At 58.7% G+C, this 19594-nt stretch carries 15 protein-coding genes; 10 read left to right on the forward strand and 5 right to left on the reverse strand.

Going from position 1 to position 19594, the window contains the following annotated elements; genetic code table 11:
- Positions 1–169: 169 nt before the first annotated feature.
- On the reverse strand, positions 170–718 hold the full coding sequence (locus H9S92_RS03915) for a phosphatase PAP2 family protein (RefSeq protein ID WP_187465411.1): 549 nt from the start codon (positions 716–718) through the stop codon (positions 170–172).
- A 211-nt stretch (positions 719–929) separates the two neighbouring features.
- On the opposite strand from H9S92_RS03915, the gene glmM reads away from it, so the two are divergent.
- On the forward strand, positions 930–2294 hold the full coding sequence (glmM, locus tag H9S92_RS03920) for a phosphoglucosamine mutase (protein WP_187465412.1): 1365 nt from the start codon (positions 930–932) through the stop codon (positions 2292–2294).
- Between the two features lie 4 nt (positions 2295–2298).
- On the opposite strand, the gene H9S92_RS03925 is transcribed toward glmM, so the two are convergent.
- Positions 2299–4407, reverse strand: coding sequence for an HD family phosphohydrolase (locus tag H9S92_RS03925; protein WP_187465413.1), 2109 nt, complete (start codon positions 4405–4407; stop codon positions 2299–2301).
- Between the two features lie 211 nt (positions 4408–4618).
- Positions 4619–5128, reverse strand: coding sequence for a DUF1573 domain-containing protein (locus tag H9S92_RS03930; RefSeq protein WP_187465414.1), 510 nt, complete (start codon positions 5126–5128; stop codon positions 4619–4621).
- A gap of 231 nt (positions 5129–5359) precedes the next feature.
- On the opposite strand from H9S92_RS03930, the gene H9S92_RS03935 reads away from it, so the two are divergent.
- Positions 5360–6469 (forward strand): DUF4249 family protein, encoded by a 1110-nt coding sequence (locus tag H9S92_RS03935; RefSeq protein WP_187465415.1) that lies wholly within the window; start codon positions 5360–5362, stop codon positions 6467–6469.
- Between the two features lie 74 nt (positions 6470–6543).
- Positions 6544–8961: a TonB-dependent receptor gene (locus tag H9S92_RS03940; RefSeq protein ID WP_187465416.1), complete on the forward strand. Its 2418-nt coding sequence runs from the start codon at positions 6544–6546 to the stop codon at positions 8959–8961.
- A gap of 13 nt (positions 8962–8974) precedes the next feature.
- On the opposite strand, the gene H9S92_RS03945 is transcribed toward H9S92_RS03940, so the two are convergent.
- Together H9S92_RS03945 and H9S92_RS03950 are read right to left on the reverse strand one after the other, a co-directional pair.
- Positions 8975–10198 carry a DEAD/DEAH box helicase gene (locus tag H9S92_RS03945; protein WP_187465417.1) on the reverse strand — a complete coding sequence of 408 codons (1224 nt, stop codon included), beginning with the start codon at positions 10196–10198 and terminating at the stop codon, positions 8975–8977.
- Between the two features lie 71 nt (positions 10199–10269).
- On the reverse strand, positions 10270–11094 hold the full coding sequence (locus tag H9S92_RS03950; protein ID WP_187465418.1) for an MBL fold metallo-hydrolase: 825 nt from the start codon (positions 11092–11094) through the stop codon (positions 10270–10272).
- A gap of 145 nt (positions 11095–11239) precedes the next feature.
- Between H9S92_RS03950 and H9S92_RS03955 the strand changes: the two genes are divergently transcribed.
- The 7 genes from H9S92_RS03955 (at position 11240) to H9S92_RS03985 (ending at position 19425) form a co-directional block, all read left to right on the forward strand.
- Complete coding sequence (locus H9S92_RS03955) at positions 11240–12718, forward strand: sensor histidine kinase (protein ID WP_187465419.1); 1479 nt, start codon at positions 11240–11242, stop codon at positions 12716–12718.
- Complete coding sequence (locus H9S92_RS03960) at positions 12702–13154, forward strand: response regulator (RefSeq protein ID WP_187465420.1); 453 nt, start codon at positions 12702–12704, stop codon at positions 13152–13154. The genes H9S92_RS03955 and H9S92_RS03960 overlap by 17 nt, the downstream gene beginning before the upstream one ends.
- 222 nt (positions 13155–13376) lie before the next feature.
- Positions 13377–14873, forward strand: a complete 1497-nt coding sequence (locus H9S92_RS03965; protein WP_187465421.1) for a T9SS type A sorting domain-containing protein — start codon at positions 13377–13379, stop codon at positions 14871–14873.
- Between the two features lie 83 nt (positions 14874–14956).
- Positions 14957–15607, forward strand: coding sequence for a M23 family metallopeptidase (locus H9S92_RS03970; protein WP_187465422.1), 651 nt, complete (start codon positions 14957–14959; stop codon positions 15605–15607).
- 383 nt (positions 15608–15990) lie between these two features.
- Positions 15991–17151: a homogentisate 1,2-dioxygenase gene (locus tag H9S92_RS03975; RefSeq protein ID WP_187465423.1), complete on the forward strand. Its 1161-nt coding sequence runs from the start codon at positions 15991–15993 to the stop codon at positions 17149–17151.
- Positions 17152–17165: 14 nt separating this feature from the next.
- On the forward strand, positions 17166–18380 hold the full coding sequence (gene fahA, locus H9S92_RS03980) for a fumarylacetoacetase (RefSeq protein ID WP_187465424.1): 1215 nt from the start codon (positions 17166–17168) through the stop codon (positions 18378–18380).
- Positions 18381–18555: 175 nt separating this feature from the next.
- Positions 18556–19425: a flavin reductase family protein gene (locus tag H9S92_RS03985; protein ID WP_187465425.1), complete on the forward strand. Its 870-nt coding sequence runs from the start codon at positions 18556–18558 to the stop codon at positions 19423–19425.
- The last annotated feature ends 169 nt before the right edge of the window (positions 19426–19594 follow it).

The following is a 19594-nucleotide window of genomic DNA, read 5'->3' on the forward strand; positions in this document are numbered from 1 at the left end:
TAATTGAACTATCCCGGCAGCTTATTCAATTATTCAATTATTCATTATTGTCCTGTGCGGCAGCGTGCCCCGTGCGGCAGCTCATTCACGCATTCGCTCATTCACGCATTCGCTCATTCACGCATTCACGCATTCACGCATTCACGCATTCACGCATTCACGCATTCGCTCATTCAATCATTCGCCCATAAACCCAAGCCACTCCCCAAGCCACCAGGCTTCCCAGAACAGCCCCGCAAAGAATATCCCCGGGATAGTGCTTACCAACGTACACTTGGGCGAGGGAAATACTGACCGCCCAGAGAAACAGGCCCGCCCGCCAGCCCCAGTGGGCCTTACGCAACCAGGTAAGGGACAGCAAGGTGGCGAGTGCAAAGTGATTGGTGGCGTGGTTTGAGGGGAAACCAAAGCGCCCGCCGCAGGGAATGAGGATGCGGGCGTGATCGGCCACCGCCGGCTCGGCGCAGGGCCGCAGACGCCCCACCCACGGCTTCAGCACGCTGGCCGCCAGTTGGTCTGCCACCGCCAGCGCCACCGCAACGGCCAGCAACAGGTAAAGCGTCGACCGCCAGCCGTACTGCCGGAGGAGCAAGTAAACCATGACGAGGTACAGCGGTATCCAGGTCGTCTTTTCCCGGTAGGTGGGCAGGATGGCGTCCAGCCAGGGATGGGCCAGGCCCTGGTTGATGGCATCAAAAAGCGCGTAGTCGAGGTTCAATGGGCCAGAGTTTTGCGTAGCACAAAGGTAGAACGCTGCGCAGTAAGACCTCCTACCCTGTTTCAGGTGCCCGCTCTTCCGTCGGGTGGAGCCCTCAGAAAAGAAGAACACGCATTCCCCCGGGCCCACTAAGCTGCTTTACCTTTGGGCCGCACTTTGTCCCCAAGCCGGGCCGACTGCCATTTCTTCAACCACTCCAATTGCTCGACCCTTGCCTCTTAAAAAATCCATTTCCGGTTTCCGTGGTACCATTGGCGGTAAAGCCGGTGACAACCTGACGCCCGAAGACATCGTCTCCAACGTAGCCGGCTACGGCACCTGGCTCCTGCAAAGCGGTGCCCGGCCGCTGGTCGTCATCGGCCGCGATGGTCGCCCCAGCGGTCCGGTGGTCAAGGCCCTGACGGTTGCCACCCTCCAGAGCCTGGGCATTGACGTGATTGACTGCGACTACGCGACTACGCCCACCGTGGAGATGGCCGTAGTCCAGCACCGCGCCGGCGGCGGCATCATCCTTTCCGCCAGCCACAACCCCCGGGAGTACAACGCCCTGAAGCTGCTCAACGAGCAGGGGGAATTCATCTCCGCCGCCGCCGGGGCCGACCTGCTCGCCATCGTAGCTGCGGGCGACATCACCTACTGCCCGGTGGATGAACTGGGCACGGTAACGCCCGACCCCACAGCCTTAGACCACCACATCGCCGCCGTCCTGGCGCACCCACTGGTGGACGTCGAGGCCATCCGCGCCGCCGAAATCCGCGTGGTCCTCGATGCGGTCAATAGCGTCGGGGCCATCTCCATCCCGCCCCTCTGCGCAGCTCTGGGCGTAACCTGCGAAGTGATGTACGGAGAGCTGAACGGGCAGTTTGGCCACGGCGCCGAACCCTTACCTGAAAACCTCACCGACCTCATAGCACGCATGCGCAACAGCGATGCCGATCTGGGCATTGCCGTAGACCCCGACGTTGACCGCCTGGCCCTCGTTGGCCCCGGTGGCCGCTGGATTGGCGAGGAGTACACCCTGGCCGTGGTCGCCGATTACGTCTTGCGCCACACCCCCGGCCCCGTAGTCAGCAACCTCAGCAGCAGCCGTACCGTGGCTGACCTGGCCGCCAGCTACGGGCAGCCCTACCATGCCGCCGCAGTGGGCGAGGTGAACGTAGTGGAAATGATGAAATCCGTCGGTGCCGTTATCGGCGGCGAGGGCAACGGCGGCATCATTGATCCCAACCTGCACTACGGCCGCGACTCCCTGATCGGCCTCGCCCTGGTCTTGAGCCATCTGGCTACCTCCGGTCAGGACATCAACCACCTGCGCGACACCTACGCCCACTACGAAATGATCAAAGACAAACTGGACGTAGACGCCAACTACGATCTAAACGCCGCCTTCCGACGCGTCCGGACCGCCTTCCCCGGAATCCCCACCAACGACGTGGATGGACTGAAACTCGACTTCCCCGACGGCTGGGTACACCTGCGGGCCTCCAATACCGAGCCCATCGTGCGGATCTACGCCGAGGCCCCCTCCGTAGCCCGCGCCCGGGAACTGGTGGCCTCAGTGAAGCAGGAGCTTTAAGCGCTTACTCTTCCTCCAGCAGGGGCGGTGGAGCGGGCGTGGCCTTCGTCGCTTCCTCCCGTGCCGGGTAGGCAATCCGCATCTGGTAGACGCTTTTGATGATGCCCTTGAAGATGTCTCGGCAGGTTTCCAGTTCGTAAAAGTTGAGGCGGCTTTCTTCCAGCTGGCCGGAGGTAAGTTTGCCGCGGATGATGCTGTCCACAAAGGCAAATAATTCCTCCTCGGTTGGGTTTTTGAGGCTTTTGCAACCCGCTTCAATGCTGTCGGCAATCATCAGCAAGGTCTGCTCTTTGGTGCTGGGGCGCGGACCGGGATAGCGGAATTCCTTATCGCTTACTTCGTCTTCGGAACGGTCCTTGAGGTAGGCACGGAAAAAATACTCGACCCGGGTGGTCCCATGGTGGGTGCGGATGAAGTCGATGAGCACCTCGGGCAAGCCCGCCTGCCGGGCCAGTTTGATGCCCGTACTGACGTGGCCAATGATGATGGCAGCGCTTTCCTTGGGACCCAGTTTTTGGTGGGGGCTCGGTCCGTTCTGGTTTTCGATGAAATACTCGGGGTTCTCGATCTTGCCAATGTCGTGGTACAAGGCAGCCGTTTTGACGAGCAGGGCATCGGCTCCGATCGCCCGGGCAGCCTGCTCCACCATGTTGGCCACGTTGAGTGAATGTTGCAAGGTCCCCGGTGCGTGCCGGGCCAGCCGTTCCAGCAGGGGGCGGTTCATGTCACTAAGTTCCACCAAAGTAATCGGGGAAATGAGTCCGAAGATGCGTTCCAGCAGCGGAATCAGAGGATAGGCCAGCAACACCAAAAAAGCATTGCCCGCAATCCAGAGCAAGGTATTAAAGTCCAGCGTTCGCCACGTCCCCCCACGCATAAGCTCCAGGCCCAGGTAGCCCACGCAATAGAACGCGTAAAGCAGCAGCAGGCTCCGGAAAAAGCGTCCCATGTCCCGGGTGTCAATGTCCATCACAATCACCACTACCCCGGCCATGATGCTCAGGAAGGTGAACGAATAACCCTGGGGCGTCAGGAAGCTGGCCACCAACACCACCGAAACGTGGATGAAAAAAGCCAGCCGCTCCCCGTAAAAAATCCGGATCACAATCGGCACAATGCAGAAGGGCACCAGGTAGGCATTTATCTCCGGCGAGAGGTCGATGGCCCACATCATCAGGGCATAAAGGACGGGCCAGAGGAGGATAAAGACCAGGTTTTTCCAGCGGAGGTAGACCTGCGGGAAGAAGGTCCGGACGTAGTAAAAAAGCAGGATCACCACCAGCGCAATCTGCAGCGCAAAACCCCAGAAAACGGACCAAAAGGTCGCCTGTCCGCCCAGGTCTTCGTTGTACATTTTCCGGTAGCTTACCAGCTTCTGGAAAGCGTCGTCCGTCACCGGTTGGCCCTGGCGGATAATCGTTTCGCCGGCCTTCACCAGACCGTTGTAGGGGCTCACCTGGTCGAGCGCCTGCTCGCGCAGCCGTACCGTCAGCGAATCGCTGTAGAAGATGTTGTGGCGGAATTTATCCTGCAAAAGCTCCAGCAAAAACTCCGGCGACTTCAGGTCGGTATAAAACAGGCTGTCCGACAGCCAGACGACGGCGTCGCCAGGGGTGAAGATATTGGACACGGAGACCTTGTGCTGTTCATTGCCGTTGACGACGGTAATGACGTGGTCAATGCCCTGGTCCCGGTAATCCTCGGACCGCACATTGATGATGCCGCGTTGGTAAATTTTATCGATCACCTCCAGGCCGTAGCGGCGGTGGCGTTCGGGTTGGGCCAGGATGTCCTGGTTTTGGTTGCGCGCCTTGGCGCTGTCGAGTTTGGTTTTGAATTCCGCCAAAAAGTCGGCGCGGGCCTCCCGGACGATTTCCTGGTCGAAGCGGTAAACCGGGGTAGCGCGCTCGCGTACGGCGGCCAGATCGGCCCGCAGTTGCTCCTCGGGCTTGAGGATGGGAATATCGTAGGGAGCCTCCAGGTCGGCGTAATGCCAGTCTTGCCCCCGCTCAAAAGTGAACGGAAATTTCTGGTTGTTCGGGTACAGAAAACTGATGAACAAGACCACCGCGCTGCCGAGGGTCCAACGCAACAAGCGACGGGTAGTAAGCAAGGGAGATTTAGCTGAAATAGAGCAATGGATTTAGCGCAAAGGCAAAGATAGTCAGCGCAGGGACAACCGAGGGCGCGGCCGCAGGTGCTCCCCCCCCCGGCCCCCCGAAGGGGGGAGTCGGGATGAGGAGCGGGGGGTAAGACAAGAACGCCCCTCCGCGGCAAACCGGGAGGGGCGTTCTTTCCTGGCCAGAAGGCCAGCCGGGCGGCAATTACTGCGTTACGGCGTTAGGATCGGGGTTAACCGTACCCGTCATGTGCAGGAAGGTCTGCGCGGGGTTGGTGTTGGCCGTTACCGTTACCTTCTGGTCGCGGGCACCGGGCTTACCTTTAGAGTTGAACTGGACGGTGATCTCACCGGTAGCACCGGGTGCGATGGGTGCCGTTGGCTTAGAAGGAACCGTGCAGCCGCAAGAACCTTTAGCGTCAGAGATGATCAGGGGCTCAGAACCCGTGTTGGTGAACTTGTAGGTGTGGCTGACCACTTCACCGTCGGTTACGGTGCCGAAGTCCCAGGTACCGTTGTTTTCGAAGGCCATCGTGGTGATGGGGCCAGCGGGAACGGCAACACTTGGCTCACCGGGAACTTCGCCAGTGGCGGGCGTGGTGGTCTGGATGGTCTGTGCAGCCGCGTTGCGCACTTCGTCGTTGCCAGAGCTGCAAGAGGTGAAGGAGAAAGCCAGTGCAAAGACGGCTACGAAAGAAAGGATATGCTTGAACATGTTGGATGGTAATTGATCCGTGTGAAATAATATTTGTCCCGGGAAACCGTATTTAGCTCCCTTCGACGGGACAAAGATCATGCAGCAAACGTTGGCACCTCCCCAATGGGTGTTGAAATCTTGTTAACGGTTTGTCAACGGCATTTTGGCTGGGTGGCAGCCACAACGGGTTGAAGAAAAAAGGCCCCGGAGGCCAGGTTGTGTTATATTGCCCGCCTAAGCTTCGGTATCATGCCCCTCTTTCAGCGCCTGCTCTTTCTGCTACTGGTTGCAATAACCCTTCCCCACTGCGTAGACGCGGTGGTGCCCGTTTACCAATTTGAAACCGGTTTCCTGCTCATCGAGGGGCGGATCAGCGATGCCCCGGGCTACAGTGAAGTCAGCGTGGCGCGCAACGAAATTCTGTTCGGTGACTATACGCTCTCGCCCGTCCCCGGCGCGGTCGTCAGCGCAGTTGCCGAGAACGGCGAAGAAGTGTTTTGGGAGGCCATCCCCGCCACCAACCGCTTCCGTGCCCCGGAAGGCTGGGTGGCCGAGTCTGGCCGCTCCTATTTCCTGCGGGTGACAACGCCGCAGGGGGAACTGGTAGAGTCCGAACCCGAGCCAGTACCCACCCCCGTCCCCCTGGAAAATGTGCGGGTACGCTTCGAGCAGGAGGCCTACTTCAGTATTTCCCGCGACCGCTTCATCCCGGCCTTTCTCCTGGAAGCAGACCTCCAGGACCCGGCCGGCGAGCGCAATTACTACCAACTCCGGCTGACGACCTACGAGATGATTGCCGTTTGCGCAAGTTGTGAACGGTCGCGCTGGCGCAACGGGGAATGCATTGCAGGGCCCGACACCCGCTTCGTGCGACGCTGGGATTACCTCTGCGACGCCGCCTGCTGGATAAGTTCAAGTGGCCAGGAAATCAATGTCTTCACCGATGAGTTCAGCGACGGCCGCCGCGTGACGGGTCTGGAGGCCGGCAGAGACAACTACGATTCGAGTGGAGAGCTGCTTTTCGACGTGCAATTGTTCAGCACCTCGGCGGCCGCCTACAACTTTTATCTCACCCTCAAGGGCCTCGCCGAAGGTTCCGGCGGACTGAACGCGCCCCTGCCAGCAGCTTTAGTTGGCAATCTGGCCGACGTAAGTCCGCTGGGCACCAATGTGCTGGGCTTCGTCGGTGTAGTCAGCGTCAGCCAGGAACGGATCTTTATTGACCAGGACACTTTTGGCGGCATGCCGCTGCCCTTTGACAGCCAGATCATTCTTGAGCCAGTCAATCCTTCCCCCCCAACCGCACCCTGCGAAGGAGGTACCCGCACCCGCATTCGGCCAGAAGGCTGGGGCGAATGAACGCGCCTCCCCTACCCCAACCCTGCCTCTCTGTCACCTTTGCACCTGCGCCAGCGCCCAGCTACTATTCCCCAATGCGATTGTTTACCACTGCCATCCTGTTCTTTGCCCTCGCAGCGCCGGTTTTCGGGCAAAGCACCACGCTGAAAATGACCACCATCGACGCCAGCACCCGCAGTGCCCTGGGCTTCGTCAACGTACAAATCGAAGGCAGCAACAGCAACGGAACGACCGACGAAAACGGCGACCTGACGCTAACCCTGCCCCGCGGCAAGCACTTCATTCTAGCCTCGTTTGTTGGCTACGAAACCCTGCGGCGGGAGACGCTGTTGAGCAGTACCTCCACCCGCATTACCCTGGAACTGACGCCTACCGCGCAGGTGCTGCAGACCATCGAGGTGCGCTCCAACGACGCCAGCGAGCGGCTGGAAAGGCCGATGATGGGCGTGGAAAGGCTGAGCATTGCGGACATTGAAATCCTCCCGGTAGCCCTCGGGGAAGTCGACGTATTCCGGGGCCTGCAACTGCTCTCAGGCGTAAATTCCGCCGGCGAAGCCAGCAACGGCCTGAGCATCCGGGGGGGCACGATCGACCAAAACCTGGTCCTTTTTGACGGTGCCCCCATTTTCACCCCCACCCACCTTTTCGGGCTTTTTTCCGTTTTCACCCCCGATGCCCTGGGGAGTGTTGATCTCTACCGCGCCAACATTCCTGCCCGCTTCGGGGGGCGGATTGCTTCGGTGCTCGACGTGCGTTCGCGCAACCCCAGCAGCAACCACTTCAAGATGCAGGGTGGCATTGGCCTCGTCTCCAGCCACCTGAGCGTTGAAACGCCCCTGACGAAAAACAAAAAACTGCAACTGCTGGCGGGCGGGCGCGCTGGCCTGAGCGATTTCCTCTTCACCAGCATCGAGCGGCTCAAGAATACCGAAAGCCGCTTTTTCGATAGCACGGTGAAACTGCGCTACACACCCAACCCCAGCAACATCTTTACCCTGGTGGGTTTTTACAGCAAAGATTTTTACCAGATTGACCTGCTCAACCGCTTCAACGGCATTGTGGCCCGGCAAAACCAAAACGACTACTTCACGCTCAACGGCACGGCCGAATGGCTAAAGATTTTCAGTGACCGGACGAGCCTGCAGACCCGCCTGGTGCGCTCCAACCACCGCCCGCAGGTCCTTTTTCCGCAGGAGGATACCGAAAATGTGGTCAGCTTCGCGTCGCAGATCCGTTACACCAGCCTACAGTCCATTTTGGAAACCCAGGGGCGGGGGGGGCACCATTACTTCGGAGGCATCCAGTTACAGCGCTATGATCTGAACCCCGGAACCTTAGACCCCGGCGGTGCGCCCTCGGTCGCGGCAGTACAACTGGACCAGGAACAGGCCCTGGAGGCCAGCATTTTTGTGGAAGACGAGTGGATGCTTAGCGAAAAGACCCGGGTTTCGCTGGGCTTGCGGTACACCCACTTCCTGCAGCTGGGGCCGGGGGAGGAACGTTCTTACGGTGATAGCCCTATCGTGGAGGATCCCTTTCTGGAAAGTACCAGGAGTTTTGCCGGCGGACAGGTTATGCACAGCTACGGCGGCCTGGAGCCCCGGCTAGGCATCAGCCACCAGCTCAGTCCTAAAGTCAGCCTCAAAGCCGCCTACGCCAGCAGCCGGCAGTACCTCCAAAACATCTTCAACGCCACAACGCCGGTGCCGAGCAGTCGCTGGAAGGTGGCCGACAACAATGTGCGGCCGCAGCGGGGCCAGCTCGTCAGTTCCGGCGCTTATTTCCTTCCGGGACTGGGCCGCTACGAGATCAGTGTGGAAGCCTACTACCGCGCCATTGAGGACCTGCTGGAGTACAAGCCCGGTGCCGAGTTTTTCCTCAATCCCCGGGTGGAGACTGACATCATCCAGGGCCAGGGCCAGGCTTACGGCGTCGAAATTGGAGTGAAAAAGCGGACAGGCACCCTGACCGGAGAGATCAACTACGCCTACGCCCGCAGCCGCAACCGGGTGCCCGGGCCTACTTTCGGCACCAGCGTCAACGGCGGCGAATGGTACAATGGCTACTTCGATCAACCCCACACCTTCAACTCCAATTTTACGATTGACGACGGGCGCACCAACCGCGTCAGCTTTAACTTCGTCGTCCAGAGCAATCGGCCCTACACCGTGCCCAACGGCTTCCTGACGATTGACAACCAGCCGATTCCCATCTTCCTGGAACGGAACAACGACCGGATGCCGCTTTACCACCGCCTGGATTTCAGTTGGACGATTCACAACCCCCGCCTCGTTAAAAAGCGCTGGGTGGGCGATTGGACGGTGACGGTCTACAACCTCTACGGCCGCAAAAACGCCTACAATATTTACTACCAGGGCCGCGACCCGGGCAGCCCTACGGCCATTTTTGGCAACAGTCCGCTCGGCAGCTACCGCCTGACGATTTTCGGGGCACCGATCGCCTCGCTCACTTACAGTTTTAAGTTTGAGTAGGGAGACTGGTGCGTTACTTCTTTTTCTTTTCCCACTTCTCTGCTTCTTTTAAAAGTTCGTCGATGGACATATTGTCCGTCCGGCTGAAGTGGAGGGTTTCGCGGTATTCCTGGCGGTCTAGTTCCACCACCCTGATCTCCGTCCCGGTGTATGCTTCGATGGCGCGAAGCCGGTCGTGCTCCTGCGGTGCGCAGAAGGAATAGGCAATCCCGCGCCGCTCCCCCCGGCCGGTGCGCCCGACACGGTGGACGTAATTGTCTGCCTGATCGGGCAAATCGTAGTTGATGACGTGGGTGACGTCGGGGATGTCGATCCCACGTGCACTCAGGTCGGTCGCAATCATCAACCGTTGCTCGCCGTTGCGGAAGGCCTCCAGCGCTGCGTTGCGCGCGTCCTGATCGAGTTCACCGTGCAGGACGAGGCTGGGCAGGCCAACGCGGAGCATCGCATCGTGAACCCTTTGGGCGCGGACGCGGGTGCGAACGAAGGTCAAAATCTTAGCATCGGGATGTTCCTTGAGGAAGCGTTCCAGAAAAAAGCGTTTGTCGTCCATCTCAATAAAGATGACAGAATGGTCGACGTTCCGGGAGATGGGATCCTTGGGAGAGATCTGGATGCGGATCGGCTTTTTGACCAGTGTGTAGGCCAGTTTTTTGATCTGTTCGTTGATGGTTGCGGAGAAAAACAGGGTCTGCCGCCGCATTTTCAGGTGGCCAAGTACGCCGCGGATGTCTGCGATGAAACCGAGGTCGAGCATCAAATCCGCCTCATCCAGGATGAGGATATTGACGCGTTCAAGGCGCAGGATTTTCTGGTTCAGCAGGTCAAACATCCGGCCCGGGGTGGCGATTAGGATGTCGACTCCGTCTTGCAATTGCTGAATTTGGGGGTCTTGTTCCACGCCGCCGGTGAGGGCAAAAACATTGACGCGGGTGCCCTTGGCCAGGGCCGTGAATACTTCGTTCAACTGGAGGGCCAGCTCGCGGGTGGGGACCATGACGAGGCACTTGATCCCATCCTTACGGCGCTGGTTTTCGCGGCCGGTGTGGATCATCTGGACGACGGGGATGGCGAAGGCGGCGGTTTTGCCCGTGCCGGTTTGCGCAATGCCCATCACGTCTTCGCCTTCCAGGATGTGGCGGATGGCACGGTACTGGATGTCAGTGGGGCGCTTCCAGCCCAGCTTGCCGATGCTGCGCTTGATCTCGGGGGCGAGGGGGTAATCTTCGAATTTCACGGCCCAAAGATACGACGCTGGACGGGGGCGGGGGCAGTGGGCTGAGGCAGGATATCCCGCTGGCGGGCGGATTAATCGGCTTCCGCCATTTCGCTCCGCACCCGGGCGACGTTGGCCAGGTGGTAAGGCCGTTGGCTACGGGGAAAAGCGTAGCGTTGGAAGAGGGCAGCCTGGTCAAAGTCAATGCCCTCCCGAACGGCCCGCTCCAGATCTGCCAGGTACTGCCGGCTCTCCCGGAGCCGCTGTTGCATTGCTGCCGGATCGCGGGTGTGGGGTCCGTGGCCGCTGATGAGGATGCGGACGGCACCAGACTGCAGCAGGCCGTCGACCTTATCGAGGGTAGCCCGGTAGTCGGCAAAAGAGTGCTCCACGAAAGGAAACTCTACGTCGCTCAGATAGTCACCCACGATGAGCATGCCCTGGCTGGGGAGGAAAGCAATTAGCCCATCGCGGTTGTGGCCGGGAGATTGGTAGAAGCGCCATTCGTCGGTTCCGAGTAGCAGCGCAGTGCCGTCGCCGGCAATGGGATGACGAATAAGCGGGTAGGTGATGGGGTACGGACGGACGATGTAGTTGTCTTCATCGAAATCCCGGATCTGCTGCAAAACACTTTCCGGGTCAGGATGGCCGGTGAATGCCTCCGAAGCCAGGGTGATGGCACCGGGGAAACGTTCCCAGGCGATGATGTGGTCGTAGTCGGAGTGGGTAAAGAAGAGGTAAAGCGGCTTGCCAGCACCCACCCGGTCGACGTGGGCAGCGATGCTTTCCACCTCACCGGGCAGCCAGTTGGGGTCTACCAGCAGGGTATATTCAGGGGTACTGTAGCAGGTAGTGACCGTCTGAAACAGCGCACTTTCGAAGAGCGTTAGCGTTGGGGTAGAAAGCTGAAGGTGCATGAATAGTGTAAAGGAGTGCTGAAGTTAGTATTCTTGTGCGAACGCTCAAATTGTCCGCTGCGTTTAACCACACGGTGGAAGGGGTAGTTGCACACCACCGGACAGCATACATTTTACCCGCAGCGAACCAAAACCAAACGCGTCAGTGATTCCTAAGATCAAATCAGAAGCCCTCCCAGACGATACCCTGAAGTATCTCTTTTACCTGATTGTGGCCCTGGTAGCAATTTTGACTTTGGTAGCTTTCTCTTCTGCCCGGACCAGCGCTACGATGAACGAGGTGGTGCACACCTGGCAGGTAAAGAATGAGCTGGAGAAGTTGCTGCTCGAAATCCGCAAAGCGGAAACCAGCCAGCGGGGCTACCTATTGAGTACAGACTCCAACTACCTGGACCCCTATTATGCCGCCGTGGCGAGCTACGCGTCCGTTTACGCGGGCTTGGAAGAGCTGATCGGCGATGCCCCCGAACAAAGGAGGCGTGCGGCGGAAATCGATAAGCTTACCAGGCAAAAATTCCAGGAGATGGACCATACCATCAACATGGTACAGGAGGGACGCACGGAGGAGGCACTACAGATTTTCAACACCGACCTCGGGCAGAAGTACATGGTCAACATCGAAACGATTGCTGGCTTTCTCGCAGCGGAGGAAGACAATTTATTGGCCAAGCGCACCCGCTCCAGTAGCACCTGGCGAAAAGTGGTAATTGGTCTCATCGCCCTTTCGATGGTCGTTATCCTGATCAGTCTGTTTGGTTTGATCGGCAAGGTGCGTCCGGTCTTTGCTAAGTTGGTAGCCACCCAGGTCAGTTTACAGGAAAGCAACCGCGAGCTGGCCCAGAGCCTGGAGGAATTGGCCAAAATCAACCAGCAAAAGGATGAAACCGTGCGGCAGAACCGTGGCCTCATTGAGCGACTGAAAGCCAAAAAAGAGCGGCTGAACAACTTTGCCTTTGTAGCCTCCCACGACCTGCGCGAGCCGCTCCGAACCGTAAGCAACTACGTGCGCCTTTTCGAAGAAGACTACGGGGACCGTTTGGACGAAGACGCCAAGCAGTACTTTGCCTTCATCCATAAGTCCACCAACCATATGCGCAACCTCATTGCGGGACTTCTGGCCTACTCGCGCCTGGGGACCAGCGCCGCGCCGGAGGAAGTGGATCTCAGCGCTGCTTTGCAGGATACGCTGCACGTACTGGATAGTGCTATTGAGGAGAAGGGGGCTACCGTAAGTTCGGCTCCTTTACCAACCATTCAAGGCTACCGGATGGAATTACTGCTGTTGTTCCAGAACGTGTTGGCCAATGCGTTAAAGTTTAGTCCTGCCAACCAACCCCCGGTTATCGACATCAGCTGCCATGAGACGGAGGACTTCGTGCAGATCAGTGTTAAAGACAATGGGATCGGAATCCACCCCCGGAATCAAAAGAAAATTTTTGAGATGTTTAATCGCCTGAATGCCGCAAAAAGTTACGAGGGACAAGGCATCGGGCTGGCCTTTTGTCAGCAAATTGTTAATCTCCACCACGGAAATATCTGGGTAGATTCCGAACTCGGTAAAGGGTCAACCTTCCATTTCACATTAAAAAAACAGGATTATGATCGCGATGAAGCGGAAGCTTAAGCGGGTATTGCTCATTGATGACTCGGAGTCAGACAATTTTTTCCACTCCCGAATCATCCGCAAAGCCGGTATTACCGACGAAATCAAGGTAGTGTACAGCGGCGAGGAGGCGCTGGAGTATCTGGTAACGGAGATGGTCCAGGGAGGCTTCCCCAGCCCCACGCTCATCTTTCTGGACATCAACATGCCGGGCATGAACGGCTGGGAATTTTTGGATGAGTACGATAAACTGGCCGTCATGCACAAGGGCGAAATCATCCTGACTATGCTCAGCAATTCCATTGACTCGCCCGACCTGGAACAAGCGAAAGTGCGTGGCAATGTCGCAGGTTACTACAGCAAGCCCCTGGAGGAGGAATATTTGCTCGAGATCCTGCAACGGCATTTCCCGGATTACCTGGAAGACAGTTCCCTGCCGGCATCGGAAGAAGAGTAGTATCCCGCCGGCGCTTCCACTCGCCCGGGGAAAAGCCTGGCCAGTGAAATTGCCTCCGCAACCTAAGCACTTGGCCAGGACGGCAAATTTCCGAACCAGCGCTTACCTTTACAGTAACAACGAAACGCCGGGCAGGGTATTTGCCCGGTCCGTTCCCTCCCTGCCCGTCCGATTTTGGGCGCGGAAACAAGCCTCCCATTCTTTTCCCCAATGAACAACACAATGCAACAAACTTTATCACGCTCCTTATTTTTTGCCGCTTTTCTGCTGCTTGCGGCCACCTTGGTGGGCCAGCAGCGTGTACAGCTTCGGGTTCCCAATGTGGTGGCCATTGGCAATGAGATCATGTGTGTCCCCGTCATTGCCGATAGCTTTCCGGCCATCGCTTCGGTCCAGTTTTCCGTGGCCTGGGATCCCCGCGAAGTGGACTTTGTGGAGCTCCGTTACGGTGCCAATCCGCTGGAGCTGAATGCTGCGCGGGTAGCGATGCCGGAGCCCGACAATGTCGTAGTGGCGTTCCTGACCGATGACCTGACGGGCATCACGCTGCCGGCGGGAACGACCATCATGGAATTGTGCTTCAATGGCGTCAACGCCAGCGGCAGTACGCCAATCACCTTCAGCGGATTTCGGGAACCGGAGTTCGTCCAGGAAAACACGATCACTTCTTTTCCCTTTGACACCATCCCCGGGAGCCTGAACTTCGGGCCCGACCTGGCCACCACGGTACTGCCGGGAGATACCGACAACAACTTTCAGGTGGACCACCGCGACCTGCTCAACATCGGCCTGTTGCACGGCCGCACCGGGCCAGCGCGTGATGACGACGGCACGGTCTTTTTCCCCCAGCAAGGACTGCGCTGGCCGGGCGAGCTCAACAGCGGCCTCAACCACGCCCTTGCGGACGCCGATGGCAATGGAACGGTGGGCGCGGGCGACTTAGCCACCGTTGACAATTTCTATACCCAGAGCATGACTACCGCCTTCATTCCGGCACCCGATGCCAGCTCTGTCGTGCCCGAAGCGCCCCAGCTGACCATCGAAAGCCCCGAGCTCAACGTTGGGGAAGCCGCCACACTGGCCGTCAGCCTGGGGGATGGGAATGATCCCTTTGCCGTAGGCTACGGACTGGCCTTCACCGTGGCTTTTTCCCCCGACGAAATCTCCAGCAGCTCCATCAGCGTTGATTTCAGCAACTCCTTCCTGGGCAATGATTTGCTGACGATTGCCCGCGTCAATGAACTCACGCCCGGCCGACTCGAAATTGCCCTGAGCCGCAAGGACCAAATCAACACCACCACGCCCGGCGGAGAAGTCTGCCGTATCACCTTCACCCCGGAGAATCCGAACACCAGCGAAAGCTACACCGCCAACCTGTCCATCATCCCCAATGCCTTCATCCTGGCCGACCAGCAATCGGCCCCCATTCTAGGCAGCACCGTAGGGTTGATGGTGATGGGAGGCACCTCCGCCAGCGAACCCACCTGGGGCCAGGACCTGGTCCTCTACCCCAACCCCATCGGAGAGGAGCAGCTTTTCCTGGGCGGCAATTTGCCTGCGCTAAGCCGCATCCGCCTGCTGGAAACGACGGGCCGCACCGTCCGCGACCTCTCGGGCGACCTCCGTCAGATCAACCTCCGGGGCCTTCCCGGCGGTACTTATCTGCTGGAGCTCGGAGCGGCACAGGGCGTGATTTACCGGCGGGTGGTTAAGCTATAGAAGAACGCACCGTACCTTCGGCCGACGGGCGGAGACAACATTCCTCTCCGCCCGTCGGTTATTTTTGCAACAACGCATTTTGCATGTTCTACAAAATATTGGCCCTTGAGCTCCTGCTGTGCATGGGTTTGGTGGGCCTGAAAATCCACCAGTCGCTGCCCGCCACCCGCCTGGAGATTGGAGAAAAGACCATCGTGCTGAAGTCGGGACCCGCCCAGCCAGCGCCCATCATCCACCTGCCGGAACCCGCCCCCGCGGTCGCTGATGCGAAGCCGAAAACGGTAAAAGCCCTGCCGGTAAGGAAGCCCGCTCCCGTCAATTACAAGTACAGCAGTGGACTGACCTTCCCCGTAGAAGGCCACGGTCCCGAGCACGTCATTTCAGTGTTTGGCGATAAGCGCGGCAGCAAACGCACCCACAAGGGCATCGACATCAAAGCGCCCCGCGGAACGGCGGTGGTGGCCGCAGCCGATGGCTTCATCGAGACCGTTCGGGATAGCGGCAGCGGCGGCAAGCAGGTTTACCTCCGCGACGGCACGGGCCGGCTGTTCTACTACGCTCACCTCGATTCCTGGTCGGTAGCCGAAGACGATGTCGTAAAAGCTGGCGACGTCTTAGGCACCGTCGGCGATACGGGCAACGCGAAAAATACCACGCCCCATCTCCACTTTGAGGTGATGATTGGGAAGAAGAAAGAGGCAATCGATCCCTTGCGGTTTTGGGTTGGGGTTTAGGTAGCGAATGCGTGAATGAGTGAATACGCTACCGCGAGGGATAGGCGAGACAGCAGCGTAGGTAATGCGTGACCGCCGTAGCAGCAGCGTAGGACGGACGCTCAAAGGTCGATTTCCGGACCTCGAAGATGAGCGCAGCGGAAACCTTCATTCTGTCTGGAAAATGAACCTTTGAGCGTCCGGTGCTTACCGCCCAGCGCGAAAACCGGGTACGCCTACAGTGTACCTAATTAGACGGCCTATCTCCCAGGTCCTTTCCCCTTGCACCTGCGACCGCGCCCAAGTCGCCCAAAAAACAGTTGGCAAGACAACAATTGTAGTCGCTACTTTGTATCTTGTGCAGCCGTTCGTGGCCCTACCAAACTCACGTGCCCCCCTCCGCTATGCCCATTTACCACCAACTCGGCCAGATTCCGCCCAAGCGGCACACCCAGTTCCGGAAGGCCGACGGGACGCTGTACTACGAGCAACTTTTTGGCACCATCGGCTTCGATGGCATGTCTTCGCTGCTCTACCACCTGCACCGCCCGACCCAGGTGAAAGACATCGTGCGGAGTACCGACGTGCAGCCCAAAGTGGCCGAGGCCAAAACCATCAAGAGCCGCAAACTCGTGGGCTTCAACGTGCCACCGGCCGACGATTTTCTGGACAGCCGCACTACCCTGCTGCTCAACAATACGGTCCAGATCGGCCTGGCCGCCCCCCGAAAATCGCTGACCAATTATTTCTACAAAAATGCCGATGCGGACGAACTGCTGTTCGTTCACCGCGGTACCGGAACGCTGCGCACCTTACTGGGCAATATCCCCTTTGAATACGGCGATTACCTGCTCATTCCGCGGGGAATGATCTACCAGATTGCCTTCGATACGGAAGATAATCGCCTCCTCTATGCGGAGTCCACCGACCCGATTTACACTCCCAAGCGCTACCGCAACCACTTCGGGCAACTGCTCGAACACAGCCCCTACTGCGAGCGCGACCTGAAGCTTCCGCGCGATCTGGAGACCCACGACGAACAAGGCGAATTCACGATAAAAATCAAAAAGCAGGGCGTACTCCACGAGCTGGTTTACGCCTCCCACCCTTTCGATGTGGTGGGTTGGGATGGCTACAATTTCCCCTACGGATTTTCCATCCACAACTTTGAACCGATCACGGGCCGCGTCCACCAGCCGCCGCCGGTGCACCAGACTTTCGAGACCAAGTCCTTCGTCGTCTGCTCCTTCGTGCCGCGGCTCTACGACTACCACCCGCTGTCCATTCCCGCGCCCTACAACCATTCGAACATCGATTCCGACGAGGTGCTTTACTACGTGGATGGCGACTTCATGAGCCGCACGGGCATTGGCCCCGGTTACATTTCTTTGCACCCCGGTGGCATTCCCCACGGTCCGCACCCCGGCACCTACGAGGCCAGCATCGGGAAGACGAAAACCGAGGAATTGGCCGTCATGATCGATACCTTTGCGCCCTTGCAAGTCACGGAAGCCGCCCTGGCCATTGACACGGGCGATTACCACCAATCCTGGCTCGAAAAATAATCCAGCACCCTACTATGACCACCCACAATTCCGCCGATTTTTCCATCCACAATTTGCCCTGGGGCATTTTTTCCCTGCCCGGCGAATCTCCGCGCGTGGGGGTGGCCTACGGCGACCAGATCCTCGACATGGCCGCCGTGGCCGAGCTCGACCTCTTCGACTTTGATACCAGCGTGTTTTACGAAGACCACCTCAATCCCTTCATTGCGCTCGGGAAGCAGGTGACGAGCAGGGCGCGGACGCAGGTGCAAAGCTGGCTGCGCGACGAGCAAGGCCCGTTGAGCAACCACGACCACCTCTTCATTCCGCAGTCAGAAGCGACCATGCACCTGCCCGTCCGGGTGGGCGACTATACCGACTTCTACTCCAGCATTGAACACGCCACGAACGTCGGCAAGCTGTTTCGCGACCCCGACAACGCCCTGCTGCCCAACTGGCGGCACCTACCCGTGGGTTACCACGGCCGGGCTTCTTCCATCATCGTCAGTGGCCAGAATTTCCACCGCCCCAAAGGCCAGGTGATGCCGCCCAACGCCACGAGCCCGGTCTTCAAAGCCAGCACGCGTTTGGATTTTGAACTGGAAATGGCCTTCATCATCGGCAAAGACTCTGCCCTGGGCGAGCCGATCTCCACCGGCGAAGCCCCGGACTACATCTTCGGGATGGTTCTTTTCAATGACTGGTCGGCCCGCGACATCCAGAAGTGGGAGTACGTCCCCCTCGGCCCTTTTCTGGGCAAAAACTTTGCTTCTTCCGTCTCGCCGTGGGTCGTTCCACTGGAAGCACTGGAGCCTTTCCGCGTACCCGGTCCGCGCCAGGAACCCGTGGTGTTGGAATACCTCCGTTGCAACGGCCCCCAGAACTACGACATCCAGCTGGAGGTGGGGTTACGTCCTGACGGCGGCGAAGAGAGCGTCATTTCCCGTTCCAACTTCAAGTACATGTACTGGAACATGCCCCAGCAGTTGGCCCACCACACGGTCAATGGCTGCGACGTCCGCGTGGGCGACATGCTGGCCTCGGGGACGATCTCTGGTCCGCACCCCGGCAGCTACGGCTCGCTGCTGGAAATCTCCGAAGGGGGTAAGAAACCCCTGACCCTGGCCGACGGCAGCACCCGGACTTTCCTGGAAGACCACGATACCCTGACCCTGCGCGGCTACGCCGAAAAAGATGGCATTCGGGTCGGCTTTGGTGCGGTGACGGCTACGGTGCTCCCTGCCAAGTAACTTTACGTGAGGTTGGGCCCTGGCAATAATCACAACTAACTGGTCTTCAACGGCCTTTAGATGGCAGTTCGGTAGTTCGGTAGTGGGGCCTTGTCTACTACCGAACTACAATACTACAGAACTACCGAACTACAACACTACCGAACTAGCCCCTTAACTCAGACTTTCTCCTGCTATGACCATCGACCCCGCCAGCCAATCCATCCCCGCGCTGTTCAACATCCTGACGACGGCCGTGGCGCCCCGGCCGATCTGCTTTGCCAGCACGGTCGATGCAGCAGGGCGGGTGAACCTCAGTCCCTTCAGCTTTTTCAATGTCTTCGGGGCCAACCCGATCACCTTTGCCTTTTCGGCATCGCGGCGGGTGCGGGACGGCTCAACGAAACACACGCTGGAAAATATCCTGGAGGTGCCGGAGGTGGTCATCAACATCATCGATTTCCCCTTGGTGGAGCAACTTTCGCTGGCCAGCACGGAATACGCCAAGGGGGTGAATGAGTTTGTCAAGGCCGGCTTTACGGAGGTGGGTAGCGACCTGGTTCGTCCGCCGCGTGTAGGAGAAGCGCCTATTGCTTTTGAGTGCCACGTTGACCAGATCCTGGACCTGGGGACGGGCCCGGGCAGCGGCAACCTGGTCATTGCCCGGGCGGTACGCATCCACCTGGCGGATGGGGTCTTGACCGACGGCAAACTTGACGCGGCCAAACTCGACCTGGTTGCGCGTATGGGCGGTAACGAATACCTGCGCGCTTCCGCGGAAGCGAAATTCACCATCCCCAAGCCCATTCATAGCCTGGGCATCGGCATTGACCAGCTGCCGGAGGCAGTGCGCAACAGTGCGGTACTAACGGGCAACAACCTCGGCCGGCTCGGCAACCTGGAGCGCCTGCCCACCGCGGAAGAAATTGCCGCTACGGCCGAGCGCCCCGAAGTACAAGCTGCCGCTCAGGAAGGAGAATTGGCGCTGCACCTACTGGCCCAAAAGGCTCTGTTGGCAGGAGCAACGGAAGAGGCTTTGCGGGTTTTGCTGGTTGGTGGTCGGTAGACTGGCTGCTTGGGAGGACTTTTGTCTGAATCAGGATTTTCTGGATTTTAAGCTATTGAAGATGGGGGAGCGGGAAGCCCTCCTCCAATCCTGCTATGTTCCGACAGGATCGTAGGTCCGGACCCAGCAAAACTCCATGAAAAAAACAATACCCGCCCCCGTGAATTCT

Source organism: Neolewinella lacunae, from assembly GCF_014349155.1.
Taxonomy (GTDB): domain Bacteria; phylum Bacteroidota; class Bacteroidia; order Chitinophagales; family Saprospiraceae; genus Neolewinella; species Neolewinella lacunae.

What these genes read in the sequence shown, in the direction of transcription:
- H9S92_RS03930 (WP_187465414.1), bottom strand. Translation starts at nt 5,128, where the DNA reads ATGTTCAAGCATATCCTTTCTTTCGTAGCCGTCTTTGCACTGGCTTTC.
- H9S92_RS03985 (WP_187465425.1), top strand. Translation starts at nt 18,556, where the DNA reads ATGACCATCGACCCCGCCAGCCAATCCATCCCCGCGCTGTTCAACATC.
- fahA (WP_187465424.1), top strand. Translation starts at nt 17,166, where the DNA reads ATGACCACCCACAATTCCGCCGATTTTTCCATCCACAATTTGCCCTGG.
- H9S92_RS03960 (WP_187465420.1), top strand. Translation starts at nt 12,702, where the DNA reads ATGAAGCGGAAGCTTAAGCGGGTATTGCTCATTGATGACTCGGAGTCA.
- H9S92_RS03965 (WP_187465421.1), top strand. Translation starts at nt 13,377, where the DNA reads ATGCAACAAACTTTATCACGCTCCTTATTTTTTGCCGCTTTTCTGCTG.
- H9S92_RS03970 (WP_187465422.1), top strand. Translation starts at nt 14,957, where the DNA reads ATGTTCTACAAAATATTGGCCCTTGAGCTCCTGCTGTGCATGGGTTTG.
- H9S92_RS03950 (WP_187465418.1), bottom strand. Translation starts at nt 11,094, where the DNA reads ATGCACCTTCAGCTTTCTACCCCAACGCTAACGCTCTTCGAAAGTGCG.
- H9S92_RS03940 (WP_187465416.1), top strand. Translation starts at nt 6,544, where the DNA reads ATGCGATTGTTTACCACTGCCATCCTGTTCTTTGCCCTCGCAGCGCCG.
- H9S92_RS03975 (WP_187465423.1), top strand. Translation starts at nt 15,991, where the DNA reads ATGCCCATTTACCACCAACTCGGCCAGATTCCGCCCAAGCGGCACACC.
- H9S92_RS03935 (WP_187465415.1), top strand. Translation starts at nt 5,360, where the DNA reads ATGCCCCTCTTTCAGCGCCTGCTCTTTCTGCTACTGGTTGCAATAACC.